Source organism: Rhodococcus sp. 27YEA15 (assembly GCF_049739425.1).
Lineage (GTDB): Bacteria > Actinomycetota > Actinomycetes > Mycobacteriales > Mycobacteriaceae > Rhodococcus_F.
Genome location: NZ_JBMHHW010000001.1, coordinates 1,867,024 through 1,883,383, shown reverse-complemented (window position 1 = coordinate 1,883,383; position 16,360 = coordinate 1,867,024). Strand labels below are relative to the sequence as shown.

The 16,360-nt window shown below is 65.7% G+C and carries 15 protein-coding genes; 7 read left to right on the top strand and 8 right to left on the bottom strand.

Translation table 11 applies throughout. The features are described from left to right. Positions 1 to 59 precede the first annotated feature (59 nt). Complete coding sequence (locus ABH922_RS08635) at positions 60 to 1,421, top strand: RNA polymerase sigma factor (protein WP_424806522.1); 1,362 nt, start codon at positions 60 to 62, stop codon at positions 1,419 to 1,421. Positions 1,422 to 1,477: 56 nt separating this feature from the next. Here the strand turns inward: ABH922_RS08635 and ABH922_RS08630 are convergent, their stop codons facing one another. After that, positions 1,478 to 2,659: a cation:proton antiporter gene (locus ABH922_RS08630; protein WP_424806521.1), complete on the bottom strand. Its 1,182-nt coding sequence runs from the start codon at positions 2,657 to 2,659 to the stop codon at positions 1,478 to 1,480. Positions 2,660 to 2,666: 7 nt separating this feature from the next. Beyond that, the gene (locus tag ABH922_RS08625; protein ID WP_424806520.1) at positions 2,667 to 3,149 is read right to left on the bottom strand and encodes a cation:proton antiporter regulatory subunit; all 483 of its coding nucleotides are present in this window, start codon (positions 3,147 to 3,149) and stop codon (positions 2,667 to 2,669) included. Between the two features lie 169 nt (positions 3,150 to 3,318). Between ABH922_RS08625 and ABH922_RS08620 the strand changes: the two genes are divergently transcribed. After that, entirely contained in the window at positions 3,319 to 3,915 is a 597-nt protein-coding gene (locus tag ABH922_RS08620; protein ID WP_424806519.1) for a class I SAM-dependent methyltransferase, read from the top strand. Positions 3,916 to 3,921: 6 nt separating this feature from the next. Here ABH922_RS08620 and mobF read toward each other — a convergent pair whose 3' ends face one another. Beyond that, on the bottom strand, positions 3,922 to 7,392 hold the full coding sequence (gene mobF, locus ABH922_RS08615) for a MobF family relaxase (protein WP_424806518.1): 3,471 nt from the start codon (positions 7,390 to 7,392) through the stop codon (positions 3,922 to 3,924). 159 nt (positions 7,393 to 7,551) lie between these two features. After that, positions 7,552 to 7,932, bottom strand: a complete 381-nt coding sequence (locus ABH922_RS08610; protein WP_424806517.1) for a MerR family DNA-binding transcriptional regulator — start codon at positions 7,930 to 7,932, stop codon at positions 7,552 to 7,554. A 52-nt stretch (positions 7,933 to 7,984) separates the two neighbouring features. Here ABH922_RS08610 and ABH922_RS08605 point away from each other — a divergent pair, with 52 nt between their 5' ends. The 4 genes from ABH922_RS08605 to ABH922_RS08590 all read left to right on the top strand — a co-directional run bounded on the left by ABH922_RS08605 (position 7,985) and on the right by ABH922_RS08590 (position 11,675). Continuing rightward, complete coding sequence (locus ABH922_RS08605; protein ID WP_424806516.1) at positions 7,985 to 9,535, top strand: MFS transporter; 1,551 nt, start codon at positions 7,985 to 7,987, stop codon at positions 9,533 to 9,535. A gap of 72 nt (positions 9,536 to 9,607) precedes the next feature. Further along, positions 9,608 to 10,222 (top strand): NADPH-dependent FMN reductase, encoded by a 615-nt coding sequence (locus tag ABH922_RS08600; protein ID WP_424806515.1) that lies wholly within the window; start codon positions 9,608 to 9,610, stop codon positions 10,220 to 10,222. A 48-nt stretch (positions 10,223 to 10,270) separates the two neighbouring features. After that, positions 10,271 to 10,630: a putative quinol monooxygenase gene (locus tag ABH922_RS08595; RefSeq protein ID WP_424806514.1), complete on the top strand. Its 360-nt coding sequence runs from the start codon at positions 10,271 to 10,273 to the stop codon at positions 10,628 to 10,630. 178 nt (positions 10,631 to 10,808) lie between these two features. After that, positions 10,809 to 11,675: an exopolyphosphatase gene (locus tag ABH922_RS08590; RefSeq protein ID WP_424806513.1), complete on the top strand. Its 867-nt coding sequence runs from the start codon at positions 10,809 to 10,811 to the stop codon at positions 11,673 to 11,675. A 330-nt stretch (positions 11,676 to 12,005) separates the two neighbouring features. On the opposite strand, the gene ABH922_RS08585 is transcribed toward ABH922_RS08590, so the two are convergent. The 3 genes from ABH922_RS08585 to ABH922_RS08575 form a co-directional block, all read right to left on the bottom strand. Then, the gene (locus tag ABH922_RS08585; protein ID WP_424806512.1) at positions 12,006 to 12,563 is read right to left on the bottom strand and encodes a hypothetical protein; all 558 of its coding nucleotides are present in this window, start codon (positions 12,561 to 12,563) and stop codon (positions 12,006 to 12,008) included. A 48-nt stretch (positions 12,564 to 12,611) separates the two neighbouring features. After that, positions 12,612 to 13,583 carry a recombinase family protein gene (locus ABH922_RS08580; protein ID WP_424806511.1) on the bottom strand — a complete coding sequence of 324 codons (972 nt, stop codon included), beginning with the start codon at positions 13,581 to 13,583 and terminating at the stop codon, positions 12,612 to 12,614. A 97-nt stretch (positions 13,584 to 13,680) separates the two neighbouring features. Further along, positions 13,681 to 14,058: a DUF952 domain-containing protein gene (locus ABH922_RS08575; protein WP_424806510.1), complete on the bottom strand. Its 378-nt coding sequence runs from the start codon at positions 14,056 to 14,058 to the stop codon at positions 13,681 to 13,683. 234 nt (positions 14,059 to 14,292) lie between these two features. On the opposite strand from ABH922_RS08575, the gene ABH922_RS08570 reads away from it, so the two are divergent. After that, positions 14,293 to 14,514 (top strand): DUF7455 domain-containing protein, encoded by a 222-nt coding sequence (locus ABH922_RS08570; protein ID WP_424806509.1) that lies wholly within the window; start codon positions 14,293 to 14,295, stop codon positions 14,512 to 14,514. A gap of 88 nt (positions 14,515 to 14,602) precedes the next feature. Here ABH922_RS08570 and ABH922_RS08565 read toward each other — a convergent pair whose 3' ends face one another. Further along, the gene (locus tag ABH922_RS08565; protein ID WP_424809611.1) at positions 14,603 to 16,351 is read right to left on the bottom strand and encodes a DEAD/DEAH box helicase; all 1,749 of its coding nucleotides are present in this window, start codon (positions 16,349 to 16,351) and stop codon (positions 14,603 to 14,605) included. Positions 16,352 to 16,360 lie beyond the last annotated feature (9 nt).

The following is a 16,360-nucleotide window of genomic DNA, read 5'->3' as shown; positions in this document are numbered from 1 at the left end:
CTCTCCGCCGGATCCCACTCTGGCGTGACGCCGCACGACTCCGTCACGAAAGGGCGTACGTGGCAGCCACCGATACACGTCAGACCTCTGAATCTCCCTCAGAGTCAGAGCCACAATCTCCAGCCGTGGAGGCGGCCACCCTCACCGCTCCGGCCGCCAAGAAGGCACCGGCGAAGAAGGCCGCCGCCAAGAAGGCACCGGCGAAGAAGGCCGCCGCCAAGAAGGCACCGGCCAAGAAAGCCGCCGCCAAGAAGGCCAGCCCCAACAAGGCCGGAGATCCTGACATCGAAGACGGCGACGTCGAGTTGGAAGACATCGACATCACCGACGGTGACCTCGCCGAGGTCGAATCCGACGTGGTCGAGGTCGTCGCTGTCGGCGAAGACGACGAGACCGCCACCGAGGAGCCGTCCGACAAGGACAAGGCCTCCGGCGATTTCGTCTGGGACGAAGAAGAGTCCGAAGCGCTGCGCCAGGCCCGGAAGGACGCCGAGCTCACCGCGTCGGCCGACTCCGTTCGCGCCTACCTCAAGCAGATCGGCAAGGTCGCCCTCCTCAATGCCGAAGAGGAAGTCGAACTGGCCAAGCGCATCGAGGCCGGCCTGTACGCCGTCCAGATCATGCAGGATCTCGCCGACAAGGGTGAGAAGTTGCCCGCGGCACAGCGCCGCGACATGAGCTGGATCTGCCGCGACGGAAACCGCGCCAAGAACCACCTGCTGGAGGCGAACCTTCGTCTGGTCGTCTCGCTCGCCAAGCGATACACGGGCCGCGGAATGGCCTTCTTGGACCTCATCCAGGAAGGCAACCTGGGCCTGATCCGTGCCGTCGAGAAGTTCGACTACACCAAGGGCTACAAGTTCTCGACCTACGCTACGTGGTGGATCCGCCAGGCCATCACCCGCGCGATGGCCGACCAGGCCCGTACCATTCGAATTCCGGTGCACATGGTCGAGGTCATCAACAAGCTCGGCCGTATCCAGCGTGAACTGCTCCAGGATCTGGGCCGTGAGCCCACCCCGGAGGAGCTCGCCAAGGAAATGGATATCACGCCGGAGAAGGTGCTGGAGATCCAGCAGTACGCCCGTGAACCGATCTCGCTGGACCAGACCATCGGCGACGAAGGTGACAGCCAGCTCGGTGACTTCATCGAAGATTCCGAAGCCGTCGTAGCGGTCGATGCCGTCTCGTTCACCCTTCTGCAAGATCAGTTGCAGTCGGTCCTCGAGACGCTCTCCGAGCGCGAAGCGGGCGTCGTACGCCTGCGCTTCGGCCTCACCGACGGCCAGCCGAGGACTTTAGACGAAATCGGACAGGTCTACGGCGTCACGCGTGAGCGCATCCGCCAGATCGAATCGAAGACGATGTCGAAGCTGCGTCACCCGTCGCGTTCGCAGGTACTGCGCGACTACCTCGACTAGTACTGGTCAGCACGTGATGACGGGCCGCCCGGCCATTGTGTCCGGGCGGCCCGTCGTCATGGGTGCGGGTTGCGGGTTCGAACCTTGATGTAGACGTTCGCCACCGGCTCGATCACCCGAGCCGCGACTGGACCGATCACCGCCATCAGCAGCACGTAGGCAGTGGCGAGTGCCGCGAGTTCGGCTTCGACGGCACCAGCGGACACGGCCAGGCCCGCGATGATGATCGAGAATTCGCCTCGTGCGATCAACGCGGCTCCGGCTCGCGCCTGGCCCAGCCTCGCGACTCCCTGTCGTTTCGCAGCCCACGCCCCGGTGATCATCTTCGTGATCGTGGTGGCGACGGCGAGGATCGCGGCCCAGCCGAGAACCGGAGGAATGGCGCTGGGATCGGTATTCAGGCCGAACACGACGAAGAACATGGCAGCGAACAGATCGCGTAGCGGTTCGAGCACTCGGCTCGCGTTGTGGGCGGTGGATCCGGAGATCGCGATGCCCAACAGGAATGCGCCGACTGCGGCGGACACCTGCATGGCGGAACTGATTCCGGCGACCAACAGCGCAGCGCCGAGAAGTTTCAGCAGCAGCGTTTCACTGTCCGGGCTGTCCAGCAGGGCCGAGACGTACCGCCCGTACCGTAATGCGACCACCAGAACGACGGTGATGACCAACAGCGAGATTCCGACGGCTTCGAGGCCACCGACAAAACTGACCCCGGCAAGCAACGCAGTCAGGATCGGCAGATACAGCGCCATCGCAAGGTCTTCGAACACCAGAATCGACAGCACTACCGGCGTTTCACGATTTCCGAGGCGACCGAGGTCGCTGAGAACCTTCGCGATGATTCCCGAGGAGGAGATGTAGGTGACACCGGCCATCACCGTTGCTCCGACGACGCCCCACCCGAGAATCAGTCCGACGGCGGCCCCGGGTGTGGCGTTGAGAACTATGTCGACGATCCCGGCCACCCGCGAGCGCTTCAGGCCCGTCATCAGCTCCGACGCGGTGTATTCGAGGCCGAGCAGTAACAGCAGGAGGACGATGCCGATCTCGCTGGCCAGATGCGAGAATTCACCGATGTCGCCGAGCTGGATGAATCCGCCCTGGCCGAAGCACAGCCCGCCGATCAGGTAGAACGGGATCGGAGACATGCCGACTCTGGCCGCCAGTCTTCCGAGTAGACCCAGCGCGAAGAAAACCGCGCCCAGCTCGATCAGTGCAAGGGTGGTCGTATTCACTCGCCCGTCAACCGTTGGCCAAGATCTTGGCGGCGGCGGCGAGTCCGTCGGGTGTGCCTACCGCGACGAGAAGATCGCCTCCGGTGAGCGTGAAATCGGGGTTCGGTGACGGATACACCTGGCCGGCGCGCATTGCCGCGACTATCGAGACGCCGGTGCGCGTGCGCATCGCGGTATCGCCGAGGGTTCGTCCGTCGAAACGGGAGCTGTCCTTGATGTAGAGCTGCTTCGTCCGGATACCCGGCAAGTCGCGATGCTCTTCTTCGAGCTGCGCCACCAGCTGCGGCGCCCCGAGGAGATTGCTCAGAGCCGCAGCTTCCTCGGTGGTCAGCGGGAGCGACGCCGCGCAAGCGTCAGGATCGTCGGTCTTGGAGACGATCAGGTCGGTGTGCCCGTCTCGGTGGGTGATGACACCGACACGTCGCCCGGAGGCGAGTTCGAAATCTTTTCGTGTCCCGATGCCCGGCAACGGGGTCACTTCAACGTTCATGATCCAACGTTAGCGCCGAATGTCGACCCGGATCAGCCGAGGTGCCCCAAACACACTCACCTGTGATCGCGCGCGTCTGCGCGGTTCCAGTGTAGCGGTGGCCCGGCCCGCTCGTTGGGGATGTGCCGCTCTTCCTCGGCAGTGAGTCCGAGCACCGTAACCTTGAGAGATGGAGAGTTCAGCGGGGCGGTGGAACCACAACACCCACTATCACCGGCTGATTCTCGATGCCGTTCCCACAGGCGCGCGCTCTGCGTTGGACGTGGGATGCGGGAATGGTCTGCTCTCGATGGAGCTGTCAAACTCGGTGCCGGAAGTTACGGGTATTGACCTCGATGAGGGGGTACTCGATGACGCCCGCCATCTCAGCAACAAGATCACCTGGATACAGGGTGATGCGATGAGTTACGAGTTCGACGGTCCGTTCGACGTGGTCGCGTCTGTCGCCACGTTGCACCACATGCCAGACCTGGGTTCGGCGCTATCGCGGTTGGCCGATCTGACCGCCCCCGGCGGTGTGCTCGCGGTGGTCGGGGTCGCGCGGGCGAGCCGCCCGAAGGACATGATGCTCAGCCTGGCGGGCACAGTTCAGCATCGGTGGTTGGCTCGCAAGTACGGTTTCTGGGAGCACTCAGCTCCGACGGTGTGGCCACCACCGCATGACTTCGTGACCGTCCGACGGACGGCTGAACGAGTGCTCCCAGGGGTTCGGTGGAAACAACTGCTCCTGTGGCGTTACGCGCTGATCTGGCGTAAATCGCTCTGAGCCGTGTCACAAGCGGCGCGCTGGCCCGTCGTGACCAGGATCGTGGCGGCGGGTGCCACGCTCGAACGGATCGAGTTGCCGTGCCCGCTGCGCGGCTTGCTGCCGCAGTTGCTCCTGTTCTGCACGCCTGGCTTCTACACGCCGGGCGGCGTCAGCTACGGGGAGGCTACGGAGTTCGTCGGCTTCGGCGCGCACAAGGGCAGCTCGCGCGGAGGATTCGCGGGCGGCACGCTGTGGGTTGTTGGTGCGCATTCCGAACTGATCGCCGCGTGCCTGCTCGGCTCCAAGTTCACGCGCCAGCAACGCGAACCGCTCTTGCTTGTGTCGCCGCGATGTTGTTCCCCGGGCGGTGCGCGCTGATTCGACGGCGCGAACAGCGTCGGACACGCGAGGGTCGCCCTCGCCCTTCCGTGCCGCCGCATCCGATACCCATGCAGGGAGCGCCTGACGGGAACGGGGTGGTTCGCCTCCCCAGTCGTCGCGCACCCTCGCCCGTTGAATCTGCGTCTGCTCCTTCGCCGCCTGGTGCTCGGCGCGAGCCTTGCGTCTGCCGAACCTGCCGACAGTCGAGAGATGGCCGCTGGCGACGGCTTCCTTCTCGGCAGCAGCAAGGTAGGTCGCCCCCTCGGCCTCTGCCTGTTGGACGAGTGGCCCGATAACCTCGGCACGCACCTGCTCAGCGGACTTTTCAGCCGCGTGGATTGCGGCGGTGTCTTGCTCATCTTCGGCGCGGTGCGCGTCTCGCTGGGCGGCGAGGCGCGCGGCGATCTGCTCCCACCGTTCCGCCTGCCGTTGTGCGCGTTCGGCATCCTGGTCGAGGCGGGCGAGTTCATCGGTGACTAGCTTGACCGGGCCATCGGCGACGAGGCTCCGCACGGCTTCGATGGCCTGGGCGGTGGCGTGGGCGACGCCCCGGTCTGCGGGGTCGCGTTCCATCGCCACAATGACCTGCGTCCTGGCGTCAGTCATGTTCTCGGCGACGACGTGCAGCTGGTTGGTGTCGCGGCCTCTGGTCATGCCCACGTAGACGCCTGCCGCGCTCGTCGCCTCCGACAGGATCGTGTGGGAGGCGGTGACGGTCGTGCCTTGGACGCCATAGGCGGTCGCTGCGTAGGACAGGTGCGCATGCTCTGCCACATACTCAGGCGGGAATGCGACGGTACGGGGGTTCTTGCGTCCGCTGCCGACCTCGCGGGCGTAGAGAGTGCCGTTTTCGGTGACCTGCTGAACGATCCACTGCTGCCGGTTCGCTACGCCAAGCATGGTGTCGTTCCTGCGGGTCTGGATCAGGTCACCGGCCCCGATGGGCAGGCCGTCGCTGCCGGTCGCCGTCAAGCCGTCATCGACCTCGCCGCGCTCGATGCGCCCGGTGCGGATGCGCTCGTTCAACGCCACTGCCTCGTCGTTCGTGGCAACGGTGATCGCTTCGCCGTCGTGGGCGTGCTCAACGATGTGCTCGCGGGCGTGCTCCTCGTCGGCGTGCAGCGTCACCAGGCCCAGCGCGGCAAGCTGGTCGAACACCCCGCCGGGGTTCGCTCGTTCGCGCATTGCCAGGGTGAGCGCTGCGTATTCAGGGTTGGTGAAGCGGTGCAGCTCGGTCATGTCGTAGGTGCGGCCCCTGATCTGCGCAGCCATGTCGAGTACTCCACCCCGACCGACGGCGGGCAACTGGGCGCGGTCGCCGACGAGCGCGACCGTCGCCCCCGCCTCAGCCGTCACGATCAGCAGCGCGTGAGCGGTGTCTTGGTCGAGCATCCCGGCTTCATCCACGATCACCCGTTCACCCGGCGACAGTCGCGCGTGCTTGGGCGGGCCTGTGAAGGCGTGCCCGCTGTCGGGGTCGAGATCACCGGCTGCAAGGCGTGTCCATACGCCGTCAGCGTTCCACCGCCACCCGTGCGCGTACACGAGTGCCGCAACTGATGTGGCGGGTACGCCAAGTTCCTCATGTGCGACCTGCGCGGCGCGCAACGTCGGTGCGACCACCCGCGATGCTCGGCCGTGCTCGGCGGCAACGGTGATAGCGGTGCGCAGCATGGTCGTCTTTCCACTGCCCGCTGCGCCCTCCACGATCACCAGCGGATCGGTTGAGGCCACGGCCGTTGCCGCGACCGACTGCCCTTCATCGAGTCCAGCCGTTCGCGCGGATTCGGTCACGTCGGGATGCGCCGACTCCCGCTCCGGTGTTGCGGCGGTGAGGTGGTCGCGCAGCGCGGTCTCAGCTGCAACCACGCTCAGGCTCGTCAGGTGCGCGACATGCTCCGGCGTCGCCGAACCGGGCGGCAGGACAGAAAAGCAGTCCGAGGCGGCAAGATCGGTCGCCAGGGTGATGAACTCGCGCAACTCAGCGGGTGCGGCTTGCACGCCTGCCTCGGTGGTGATGCGAGTGACATGCTCCTGGATCGTGTGCCGCGTCCACGCCGACGCACTCGCGGCGCTTCGATCGAGCGCCCGCGATGCAACCTCCTGCACGGATAGCTCGTCCACTGCGACGGCCGGTTGCGCGACGCGGTGCCCGATGACCTCGGGGTCATATCCGGCGTCACGGAGTTCTTGCACCCACCATTGCTCGTTCTTCAGGTCGGCGGGCTTCTTCCCCGGCCGCTGATGCGTCCACGCGATGCCCTGCAACCTCGCCGTCATGACCATGCCAAGCACCTCTCCGGGGTGCTGCTCTTCCCATTCGGCTTCGAGGCGTTCCAGGTTGCGTTTGATCTGCGCCGACCGCTTCGACATGGCCCCATTGAACGGCTCCAACTCCACCACCTCACCGGATGCAGGGTTGAGAGTCAGGCCGTGCTCGGCGAGGGTCTGCGCGAGTTGCGGGTGCGCGGCGATCACCGCCGTGCCCAGGGCGCGGATCGCGCCTTGCTGCTTGAACAAAGCCGCTGTGTCCAGTGCCCGCCACTTCCCAGCCGCGAAGGTGCGCGTGCCGATCTGCATGTGGATATGCCGGTGCGGATCACCCGCCCGGCTCGTCTTGTGCCGAATGCCGACCACCTGCATGCTCTCAAAAGGCACGACCTCCCGCGCATCACGCGGGCCAACCCTGGTGACAGAATGCTGCCCCAGCCACCGCCGAATCTCCGTCAACGCGTCCTGCTGCGCTGTGCCGAGGGCTTCGGATACTTCGGGGTGGAGTGCGGCGGCCACAGACAGGCTCTTGGGTGCGTTGATCGTCATCTCCGCGAACAACGGCGACCCCTTCGTGCCCTCGGTGGCCGCGCGCGGGGTGCCCATCGACTCGCCCGTTTCGGGGCTGATCCAGTCCACCCACCCCTCGTACTCGTCAGCCGTGAGCGACCGGGCGACGGTGACCTCTCCGCTGCCGTCGAGCACGGCGTACTCGGCCACGGCGTCGTCTGCGCCAAGGTAGTACTCGTCAGCGCGGGAACGGTCGGCCTCGACGTACCGACGCGCGGCAGCACCGTTGCCGCGGAACAGGATCACCCCGCCCTTCACATTGGCCTCCCTCATGAGTCGTCTCATGAGGGAGGTGCGCACCACGGCCCCGCCGTGGCATACGTGCATCTATGTATCTATGTATTCAGTTGGCTAGAAGTGGTTGGAAGAAGCGTGGGCACGACTGGGGAACGCTGGTCTGGCGTGACGGAGATCGAGCCGGAGATGTGGGAGTCAGCGACTGGGAAGGTCGCAGCGCTTGGTCTCGGATTTCAGGTCTGCGAGCACGGCGTGAAGTTCGGCGATCCGGCGTTCAGCATCGGCGACGAGGTAATCGGTCAGTCGCTGCCAGTCCTCGGGCGTCGGCTCGTCAGGAACGTCCTCCAGCACCCTGGCGATCTCTTGCACGGATAACCCGACGCGCTGGGCGACTCGGGCTACGCGAACCACGCAGGGAACCCAGGGCTGATAGCGGCGCTGGTTGCCGGAGGTGCGTTGTGACTCGATCAGTCCTTGCCGCTCGTAGAACCGGATCGCGGAGGTGGCTGTGCCGCTGAGTTCAGCCGTCTCGCCGACCGTCAGCAGCTCGGGCGCGTGAGTCTCGGTGATGGGCATGCTTCCATCATGGCTTGACTTCAACCAATGTTCAAGTTCTAGCGTCGTGGGTATGAAGATGAATCCGCGCCAGCGTCTGGCTTTGACCACGTTGTTGCTGCCGGTCGTGGTCGTGTCGATGGACCTCACGGTGCTGTATCTCGCGACGCCCTCGCTCAGTGAGCAGTTGCGCCCGTCGGGTTCGCAATTGCTGTGGATCATGGACGTATACGGGTTTGTCCTGGCTGCGCTGCTGATCCCGGCGGGCAGGCTCGGGGATCGCATTGGACGCCGCCGCCTGCTCGTGATCGGGGCGGTATTGTTCGGTCTCGCGTCGTTGGCTGCTGCGTTCTCGACCTCGGCCGGGTGGCTGATCTTCGCTCGCGCGATGATGGGCGTCGGCGGTGCCACGCTCATGCCCTCGACGCTCGCACTCATCCGCACCACGTTCACCGACGAACAGCAACGTGCCCGAGCCATCGGCCTGTGGACGGCAGCGTTCGCGGCGGGCGGTGCGCTGGGTCCGGTCGTCGCGGGCGGGCTGCTTGAGTTCTTCCCCTGGGGTTTGGTGTTCATCATCAACGCCCCCGTCGTGGTGCTCCTGCTGCTCGGGTTGCGGCTGTGGGTAGCCGAGTCTCGCGCAGAGACGCCCGCGCCGTTGCCCCTCGTCGGTGCTGTGATCGGTCTCACGCTGGTGGTCTCGGCGATGGCCTTGCTGAAGCAAGCAACTTCCGACGGCTGGGGCGTGACCGAGTGGCTGCTGCTCGCGCTCACACTGGCCGCCGGCGCCGGGTTCGTATGGCATCAGCGCCACGCACGGCATCCCCTGATCGACCGCGACCTGATCCGCGCGCCCGGTGTCAGGCTCGGACTGCTGATCGTCGCGGTCGGAATGTTTGCGCTTACCGGCCCGAATATGTCGCTGGCCCAGTACCTGCAACTCGTGCTCGGCCTCTCTCCGCTGCTGGCATCACTGGCGATGATCCCGATGGCCGCGTTCGGGATCGGCGGCGCGATCCTGGCCAGCATCCTCATCACCCGACTACCGAAACCGCGCGTCATCGTCCTCGGGCTCGGAGCCGCAAGCATCGGCTTGTTCGGCATCGCCTTGGCCACCCCCACGCAGTCACTCGTCTTGGTGCTGCTGGGCGGTGTCGCCCTGAGCGTCGGTGTGACCGCGTTTCTCTCCCTGGCCACTGACCTCACCGTCGCTGCCGCACCGCCCGATCACGCGGGGTCGGCTTCGGCACTGTCGGAGACGAGTTCCGAACTCGGGGCCGCGCTGAGCATCGCCGTTCTTGGCACCGCCGCCTCAGTGGTCTACCGCAACGGACTCTCGCTTCCGTCAGAGCTGAGTGCCAGCGATGCCGAGCAAGCCGGGCAGTCGCTCCAGAACGCCGTCGCAACTGCCGACACCCTGCCCGAAACGGTCGGGAACACGCTATTGGAGGCGGCGCAATCGGCTTTCAACGCTGGACAATCCGCCATCACCGCCGGTGCCGCTGTCCTGCTCCTGGCGCTGGCCTGCGTCGTGATGATTACCAGCAGGCGCAGGTCCCTGAACGACGCACAGCCTCCCTCACCAGCGCCAGCGAACGCTGGCGAACGGTCTGCCGATGGCTAGTCGTTCATCCCACTCGCGGTTCAACAACCGCCCTTGACTTCAACATATGTTCAACCCTCAGTCTGGAGAAATATGACATCACCGAGACCACAACTCAGCGACCAGCACACCGCCCCAGCGCCCGCCCGGACCCGGATCGCGGTCATCTCTTCGAGCATTCGCGACGACCGGATGAGTCCGAGTATCGCCGACTGGGTGCTGACCACGCTGACGGAGCGCGACGGCATCGAGGTCGACCTGATCGACCTGGCTCAGATCGCACTGCCCGATGACAACCTGCTCTCCCCAGGCGGCGGACCAGCGACAGAGGTAGGCGAGCGGATCGAGGCGGCCGATGCGTTCGTGTTCGTCACCCCGGAGTACAACCACTCCTACCCGGCGTCATTGAAGCGGCTGATCGACTGGCACTACACCCAGTGGAAGTTGAAGCCCGCCGCCATCGTCGCCTACGGCGTTCACGGAGGCTACTCGGCGATCGAGCACCTGCGCGGAGTTCTGGCCGAACTCAACATGGTCACCACCCGCCGCTGCCTCGGACTGCCCGCCCCGTGGGAGGCCGTAGACGATGCCGAGCGCTTTGCACCGAGCGAGCCTGTGACTACGGCGCTGAAAGGTGCCCTAGCAGAACTGGCTTGGTGGGCCGACCTGCTTACCGATGCCCGCGCCCACCGTCCGTTTCCCAACTGAGCGCGGCGCTATTGCCCGCGATCCGAGCATTCGCAGAGGAGTTTTCCCATGACCGAGCAGCAGCACCAGGGTCCATCCATATCGATCAACACGTTCACCGCTGTCGGAGGCGGCATCGACGCACTGACCGCCTACCAGATTGCCGAAATGCAGGACATGAGCGCAGAGGCCACGGCACACGGCTGGCTGGGCAACGAGGTCTACCGCTCAGACGACGACACCAGCCTGATCGTCCTCACTCGTTTCCGCTCCGCAGAGGCCAAGGAGAGTTGGGCTCAGACGGATCGCTTCCGACGGCACTTCGAAGGTCTCCAGCCATTGATTCAGAACGGCACATCCATCCCTGTGACCTTCGTCGTGGCTCATGGCCAGCATCTCTCATCCCAGGGTTCGACAGATCGGCCCTGAACTCAGGGCCTACCTGCGCCCTCGACTCAGCACAGCCTTCTGACGAGTCGCACTCCACCAACAGAGACGTGGACAGCGCGGGGTAGGCGAAGCACCTGCTCATGAGCGGCAGGTGTAGGGGCGTGCTGCACGTCCTGGCGTGGGTCACGGTGGCACCTCCTTCACGGGAGGTGCCACCGTGACCAACTACACCCCACCCTCCGCAGGCAAAGATGCCGCAGCCCCGGATGACTCGCCGCGCCACGGGTTCCAGACGCCAGAAGGACTACGCGCCCTGCTGATCCGTTTGCACGAGGCCGGGCCTGGAGCCTGGCGCAGTGACCGCGAAGCAGCGGAACTCATGCGACACACGGCAGAGAGGTACCGACGCCTGGCCCGCAAGTACGCGCTGGATGAGTGGGAGATCGCCTCGGCAGCGTTCGAGGTCATGCTCGCCGCCTCGACGCGAAACGCCGGTAACCCGTGGGCGGTAGTCACTCGCGCTATGAAGATCACTTGTGGTGTTGAGGTGCGGGCGGCCGGGATGCTCGTCTCGCCGAGCAAGGTGCGCCACACGGCCAGGATCGTCGGGTTCCACGACGCCATCCGGTTCGCGGAGCGAGAGAGCCTGGCCGACTACCATCCCGCGTTCGCCGTCAACCCCACCACCGACGATGAGGAAGACTCCGGCGGCCGTGCTCGGGTTGCTGCTGTCCTGTCGGAGATCGTCGGGCTGTTCGCCTCGGCAGGCTGGGATGCCGTGCTCGTGACCGACTGCATCGAGCACGTCGCCTACCGGCTCGGTGATCTGACCTCCCGGCCAAACGCGGTGGAGGTGCTACGCCGCGACCGCGCTATCTCGACGCTGCTGGGGATACCGCCGAGGTCGTGGGCAGCGTTGCTACGGATCGTGCTGGGGCATCCCGCCCCGAAGCACGCTGGCACTCCGACTGGCGACGGGGTGCTGCTGCGCCTACTCAGTGGCGAACCCCTCGACTCTCTGCGTTGTGACACCGGCCTGCTGGCTGCGATCTGGGCCGCGAACCCGGACAAGCACGAGCCATAGAGTGATCGTCGCCGGTCAGCGGGAGGGGCGTCGCACCTATCAGCATGAGCACCTCCACCGCCCCCGTCTGCGCTGTCGCTCCCGCTTCCTCCGCGCCGCCGCACAGCCTGCCGCTTCCACGTTGGGAGCACGCCTGGCCGCTGCCTCACGCCAGGCGCAAGGCTTGCCCTCGACGGTGGACGATCCGGCGGTGCTGGATGAACTTCGAGGACTCTGCACGGCACCCCGCCCCACCAAGCGCACCGCCGCCAAGATACGGAAATACCCCGCACCCTGAACCGCTGTGCCGGTCAGAGAGCGGGGCCAACAACGCCCTGCGAGCAGCCGCGCTCAGGCTCGCCAGACGAACTCCACCCTGCGGGCCAATATCTCGGCGCGGTACACGGTACGGCGGGCGTGGAACGCCTCGACAGTCTCGTTGCGGCGACGTGCCGGGGTCGCACCGTTCATCCCCTCCGGCAGGGCACGGACGAGCACGGCTTCGAGGATCAGGCTGGTCGCTTGGTACTGCCACAGCGGGGTGCGCCCGGCCCATTCTTTGGCGACGGTGGTCACGTCGATGCCCGGCCCCTCCTGTTCGGGCATGGCGGCGGCGTACTCACGCCGGGTGGTCTCGATCCGCTCGGCGATCCTGGCCCGCTGGCGCACCCACATCGCCTTGTCGATCAACCCGTCATAGTGGTCATCATCCAACCGGGCCAGGCGTTGCCGGTCAGCATCGAGCCGGGCTGCGAGACCGACACGCGCCCCGGCGTCCACGCTCGGCGTCGTGCGTGTGGATGGGCTGAGGGTGATCTGCTCGAATGTCGCCAGCACCGCCTCTTCAACAAGTTTCGAGATGTCGGCGGAGCGGATCGAGCGATGACACCCGCCGCGTATGGCCTGCACGCACTGATACACCTCGCCTCGGTGGAGCATCGCCCGCCCACACGCTGATCAGCGGATCAGCCCCGAGAACGGATACATGCGCTTCGCCGCGCCGCTGCCGGGCTGGTGGAAGTTCCGGGCCCTCTTCCGCGCATCAAGCACATCGGAGACCTGCTGCCAGGTGTCCTCGTCAAGGATCGCGGGCCACGCCGCTTTCACCTGCATCTGCGAGGTCCTCGCGCGGGTGCCATCCGGCAAGACCGGGCGATACTCGCGCACCCCTTTGATGGAGGGGCTGCGCAACACCATTTTGATCGTCTTATCCGACCACGCACACCCGTGAGTAGTCAGCACGCCGCGCTCGTTCCAGTCCTTGCGAATCTGGTACAGCGACTCACCGGCCAGCACCCGGTGGGCGGCCTCGGCCACCATCGGCCCGGCCACCGGATCAACGACCAGCGAACCGGACTCGGCGCGGTACCCGAACGGCACCCGACCGCCATGCCATGTGCCCTCGATGGCTTGCTGCTTGGCTGCACGCGCGACTCGGCGGGCGGTGTCGGCTGAGGACTTGTTCGCCATCGCCACCAGCACCCGTGCCATCGCCACATCCGAATCGGTGTCCAGTCTCAAGGAGCCGGTGACCGAGCGCACCGTGAATCCGTCCAGCACTTTCGCGTCGATCAAGTCCTCCAAATCTCGGGGGTCGCGCACCGCTCGATCCAGGTCGTAGGCGACCATCACCTGCGCCTGCCCATCGTTGAGGTGTTTGAGCATCGCCCGGAACTCCGGGCGCACCACTCGGCGCACCCGCTCACCCGAGACCAGGGTGATCGTGCGCTGCTTGAACGCCGACGTGTCGTTCTCCCGGAACACGGCTGCGACCTCCCAGCCGTGCGCGGTCGCATAGGCGCGGCAATCGGCCTCCTGCCGGTCAACCCCACGCTCGGTACTCTCGGGATCATCACTGATCCGCACATAGACCACCGCTCGCAACGGTGATGCTGATCCCTTGGCTTGTTCCTGCTGGTTCTGGCCCATCGGTCGGCCCACCTTCCTACTCGTGTGAGAGGTAGGTGCGTTTACAGAACCTCGGCTACCCGAGTACGACTATCCGTGGCCACCGGGCGGCTCACGGTCAGGCCAGAGCGGGAAAAACACCGCTCTCGTTCGGCACGTAGTCGCGCACGTCGATCACCGCGGCTGTCGGAATCGGGCCGTAGAGGTGCGGGAAACGCATCGAATCGGGGTCGCTCGGATCACCGGGCTCCCATTTCACTTCCGCTCCGAGAAGTTCCGGATCGAGTACGAGCAGAACGATGTCGTCGCGACCGGTGAACAGCCGGTTTGCAGGCAGGTGAACCTGAGCGGGCGTCGACATGTGAACGAAGCCCTCGGCCGAGAACGAATCGGGCTCGCGACGACCGAGCTCGCGGGCGACCTCCCATTCGGTTCGGGCACACATGTGCAGTAGCTCCACGTTCACTGCTGCTCCCGACTGACGTTGCGATCCCATGCGCGAAAGTCTAGTGGCCGACACCACCGACTTCCGAATCAGCTCTCAGCGAACACATCCACGACCGAAGTCCCTGTACAGGCCGTTTCCAGTGAGACACGACACGCCGGAACATCGTCGGGAACAACCCGTGAACGCCATACGTCTGTAAGAGTGGATCCACCGCGCCATTTCCGACGCGGCGGACCAGGCGCCAGGCAAGCGGTACGAACCGTGAGCCAGTACGGAGGAGTCATGCCCGGAACACTGACCAGCCCACAGTTGACCGCTGCCGACCGGTGCGACCGGTGCGGTGCCGGGGCACGCGTACGCGCAGTGCTCCCCACCGGTGGCGAGCTTCTCTTCTGCGGACACCACGCAACCGAACACGCGGATCGGCTCCGCGAGTTGAACGCAACGATCGTCTCCGACGACACTGACACGAGTGCGGTATCCGACACCGGAACGGCGTTCTGACAGGTCGGCCGGGTCGGCTTCTCTGCTCAGCATCACACCGCGAAGGCGGGCGATCATCGAAGGATGATCGCCCGCCTTTGCCGTACATTCACCAGCTGCGCAGGATCGCGATTCTCTCGGTCAGCTGATCGACGGTTGCGATTGCGGTCGGTGGGCCACCGCACACACGGCGAAGCTCCGCATGGATGATGCCGTGCGGTTTCCCGGTGCGGTGGACGTTCATCGCCACCAGGCCGTTCAGTTCACGGCGGAGCGCGCCGAGTTGGTCGGCGGTGGCAGCCCGCTCGGAGGCTACCTCGGCCGTGGGCGCAGGTGCTGCCGCCTTTGCAGAGTGGGCATCCACCTGGCGCTCCTGCCGCTGACGCAGCAGGGCGCGCATCTGGTCGGCGTCGAGCAGACCGGGTAGGCCGAGATAGTCGGCTTCCTCGTCGCTGCCGGAGAACGTCGCGGTCCCGAACGACGATCCGTCGAAGATCACCTGGTCGAGTTCCGCGTCGGCACCCATCGAGGTGAATGCCTTCTCGTCCTCGCCCGCCTCGTCCTTCTGCTTGTTGGCGTCGGCCAACAAGTCGTCTTCGAGCCCGTCCTTCTCCCGGTGGGGCTTGCCCAGCACGTGATCACGCTGCGCCTCGAGCTGCGCGGCCAGGTCGAGCAGCACCGGCACGGACGGGAGGAATACACTCGCCGTTTCCCCCTTGCGTCGCATCCGCACGAAACGACCGATCGCCTGGGCGAAGTACAACGGTGTGGACGCACTGGTCGCATAGACACCGACCGCGAGCCTCGGAACGTCGACGCCCTCGGACACCATCCGCACGGCGACCATCCACTTCTTGTCGCTCGCACCGAACTCGGCGATGCGCTTGGAAGCCGTGGGGTCGTCGGACAGCACCACTGTGGGCTCTTCACCGGTGATCGCCGTCAACGCCTTGGCATACTCACGCGCCACGGTCTGGTCGGTGGCGATCACCAGTCCCCCGGCATCCGGCATACCGCCGACACGCAGTTGCGCCAAACGGGTGTCCGCGGCTTGCAGTACGGCAGGAATCCAGTCTCCCGAAGGGTCGAGCGCTGTTCGCCAGGCTCTGGCTGTCTGCTCTGCGCTGAGCGGTTCACCGAGCCTGGCTGTGAATTCTTCGCCTGCGTTGTTCCGCCACCGTGCTTCGCCCGAGTAGGCCAGGAACACCACCGGCCGGACCACACCGTCTTTGAGTGCGTCCGAGTAGCCGTAGGAGTGATCGGCTTTGGAGCGGAGCAGACCTTCCTTGTCCGGTTCGTACTGGATGAACGGGATCGCGCTGTCATCGCTTCGAAATGGGGTTCCGGTGAGCGCCAGACGCCTGGTGGCATCTCCGAACGCCTCCCGGATACCGTCGCCCCAACTCTTCGCGTCGCCGCCGTGGTGGATCTCGTCGAGTATCACGAGGGTGCGTCGCCCCTCGGTGCGGACTCGATGTTTGGTCGGGTGCGAGGCGACCTGTGCGTAGGTCAACACGACACCGTCGTAGTCACTCGACGTCTGGCCGGTGGAATTGGAGAAATTGGAGTCCAACGACAGACCGGAGCGTTGCGCCGACTCGGCCCACTGGTGTTTGAGATGCTCGGTGGGTGCGACGACCGTGATCTGGTCGACCGTCCGATCACGGAGCAACTCGGACGCCACCCGCAGGGCGAAGGTCGTCTTACCGGCACCAGGCGTCGCGACGGCGAGGAAGTCGCGAGGGCTGCTCGAGAGGTACTTGGTCAACGCGCGTCGCTGCCAGGCGCGCAGCGACGCGGTCGGAGCTGCCTTTTGCCCTTCGGCTGGTTCGGTCGAATTACCGGATCCGGTTGCCACGGTCTCGGA

Bases quoted from the DNA above. Each gene is read 5' to 3' on its own strand.
- ABH922_RS08625 (WP_424806520.1), bottom strand. From the start codon at position 3,149: ATGAACGTTGAAGTGACCCCGTTGCCGGGCATCGGGACACGAAAAGAT.
- ABH922_RS08620 (WP_424806519.1), top strand. From the start codon at position 3,319: ATGGAGAGTTCAGCGGGGCGGTGGAACCACAACACCCACTATCACCGG.
- mobF (WP_424806518.1), bottom strand. From the start codon at position 7,392: ATGAGGGAGGCCAATGTGAAGGGCGGGGTGATCCTGTTCCGCGGCAAC.
- ABH922_RS08610 (WP_424806517.1), bottom strand. From the start codon at position 7,932: ATGCCCATCACCGAGACTCACGCGCCCGAGCTGCTGACGGTCGGCGAG.
- ABH922_RS08605 (WP_424806516.1), top strand. From the start codon at position 7,985: ATGAAGATGAATCCGCGCCAGCGTCTGGCTTTGACCACGTTGTTGCTG.
- ABH922_RS08600 (WP_424806515.1), top strand. From the start codon at position 9,608: ATGACATCACCGAGACCACAACTCAGCGACCAGCACACCGCCCCAGCG.
- ABH922_RS08595 (WP_424806514.1), top strand. From the start codon at position 10,271: ATGACCGAGCAGCAGCACCAGGGTCCATCCATATCGATCAACACGTTC.
- ABH922_RS08580 (WP_424806511.1), bottom strand. From the start codon at position 13,583: ATGGGCCAGAACCAGCAGGAACAAGCCAAGGGATCAGCATCACCGTTG.
- ABH922_RS08575 (WP_424806510.1), bottom strand. From the start codon at position 14,058: ATGGGATCGCAACGTCAGTCGGGAGCAGCAGTGAACGTGGAGCTACTG.
- ABH922_RS08570 (WP_424806509.1), top strand. From the start codon at position 14,293: ATGCCCGGAACACTGACCAGCCCACAGTTGACCGCTGCCGACCGGTGC.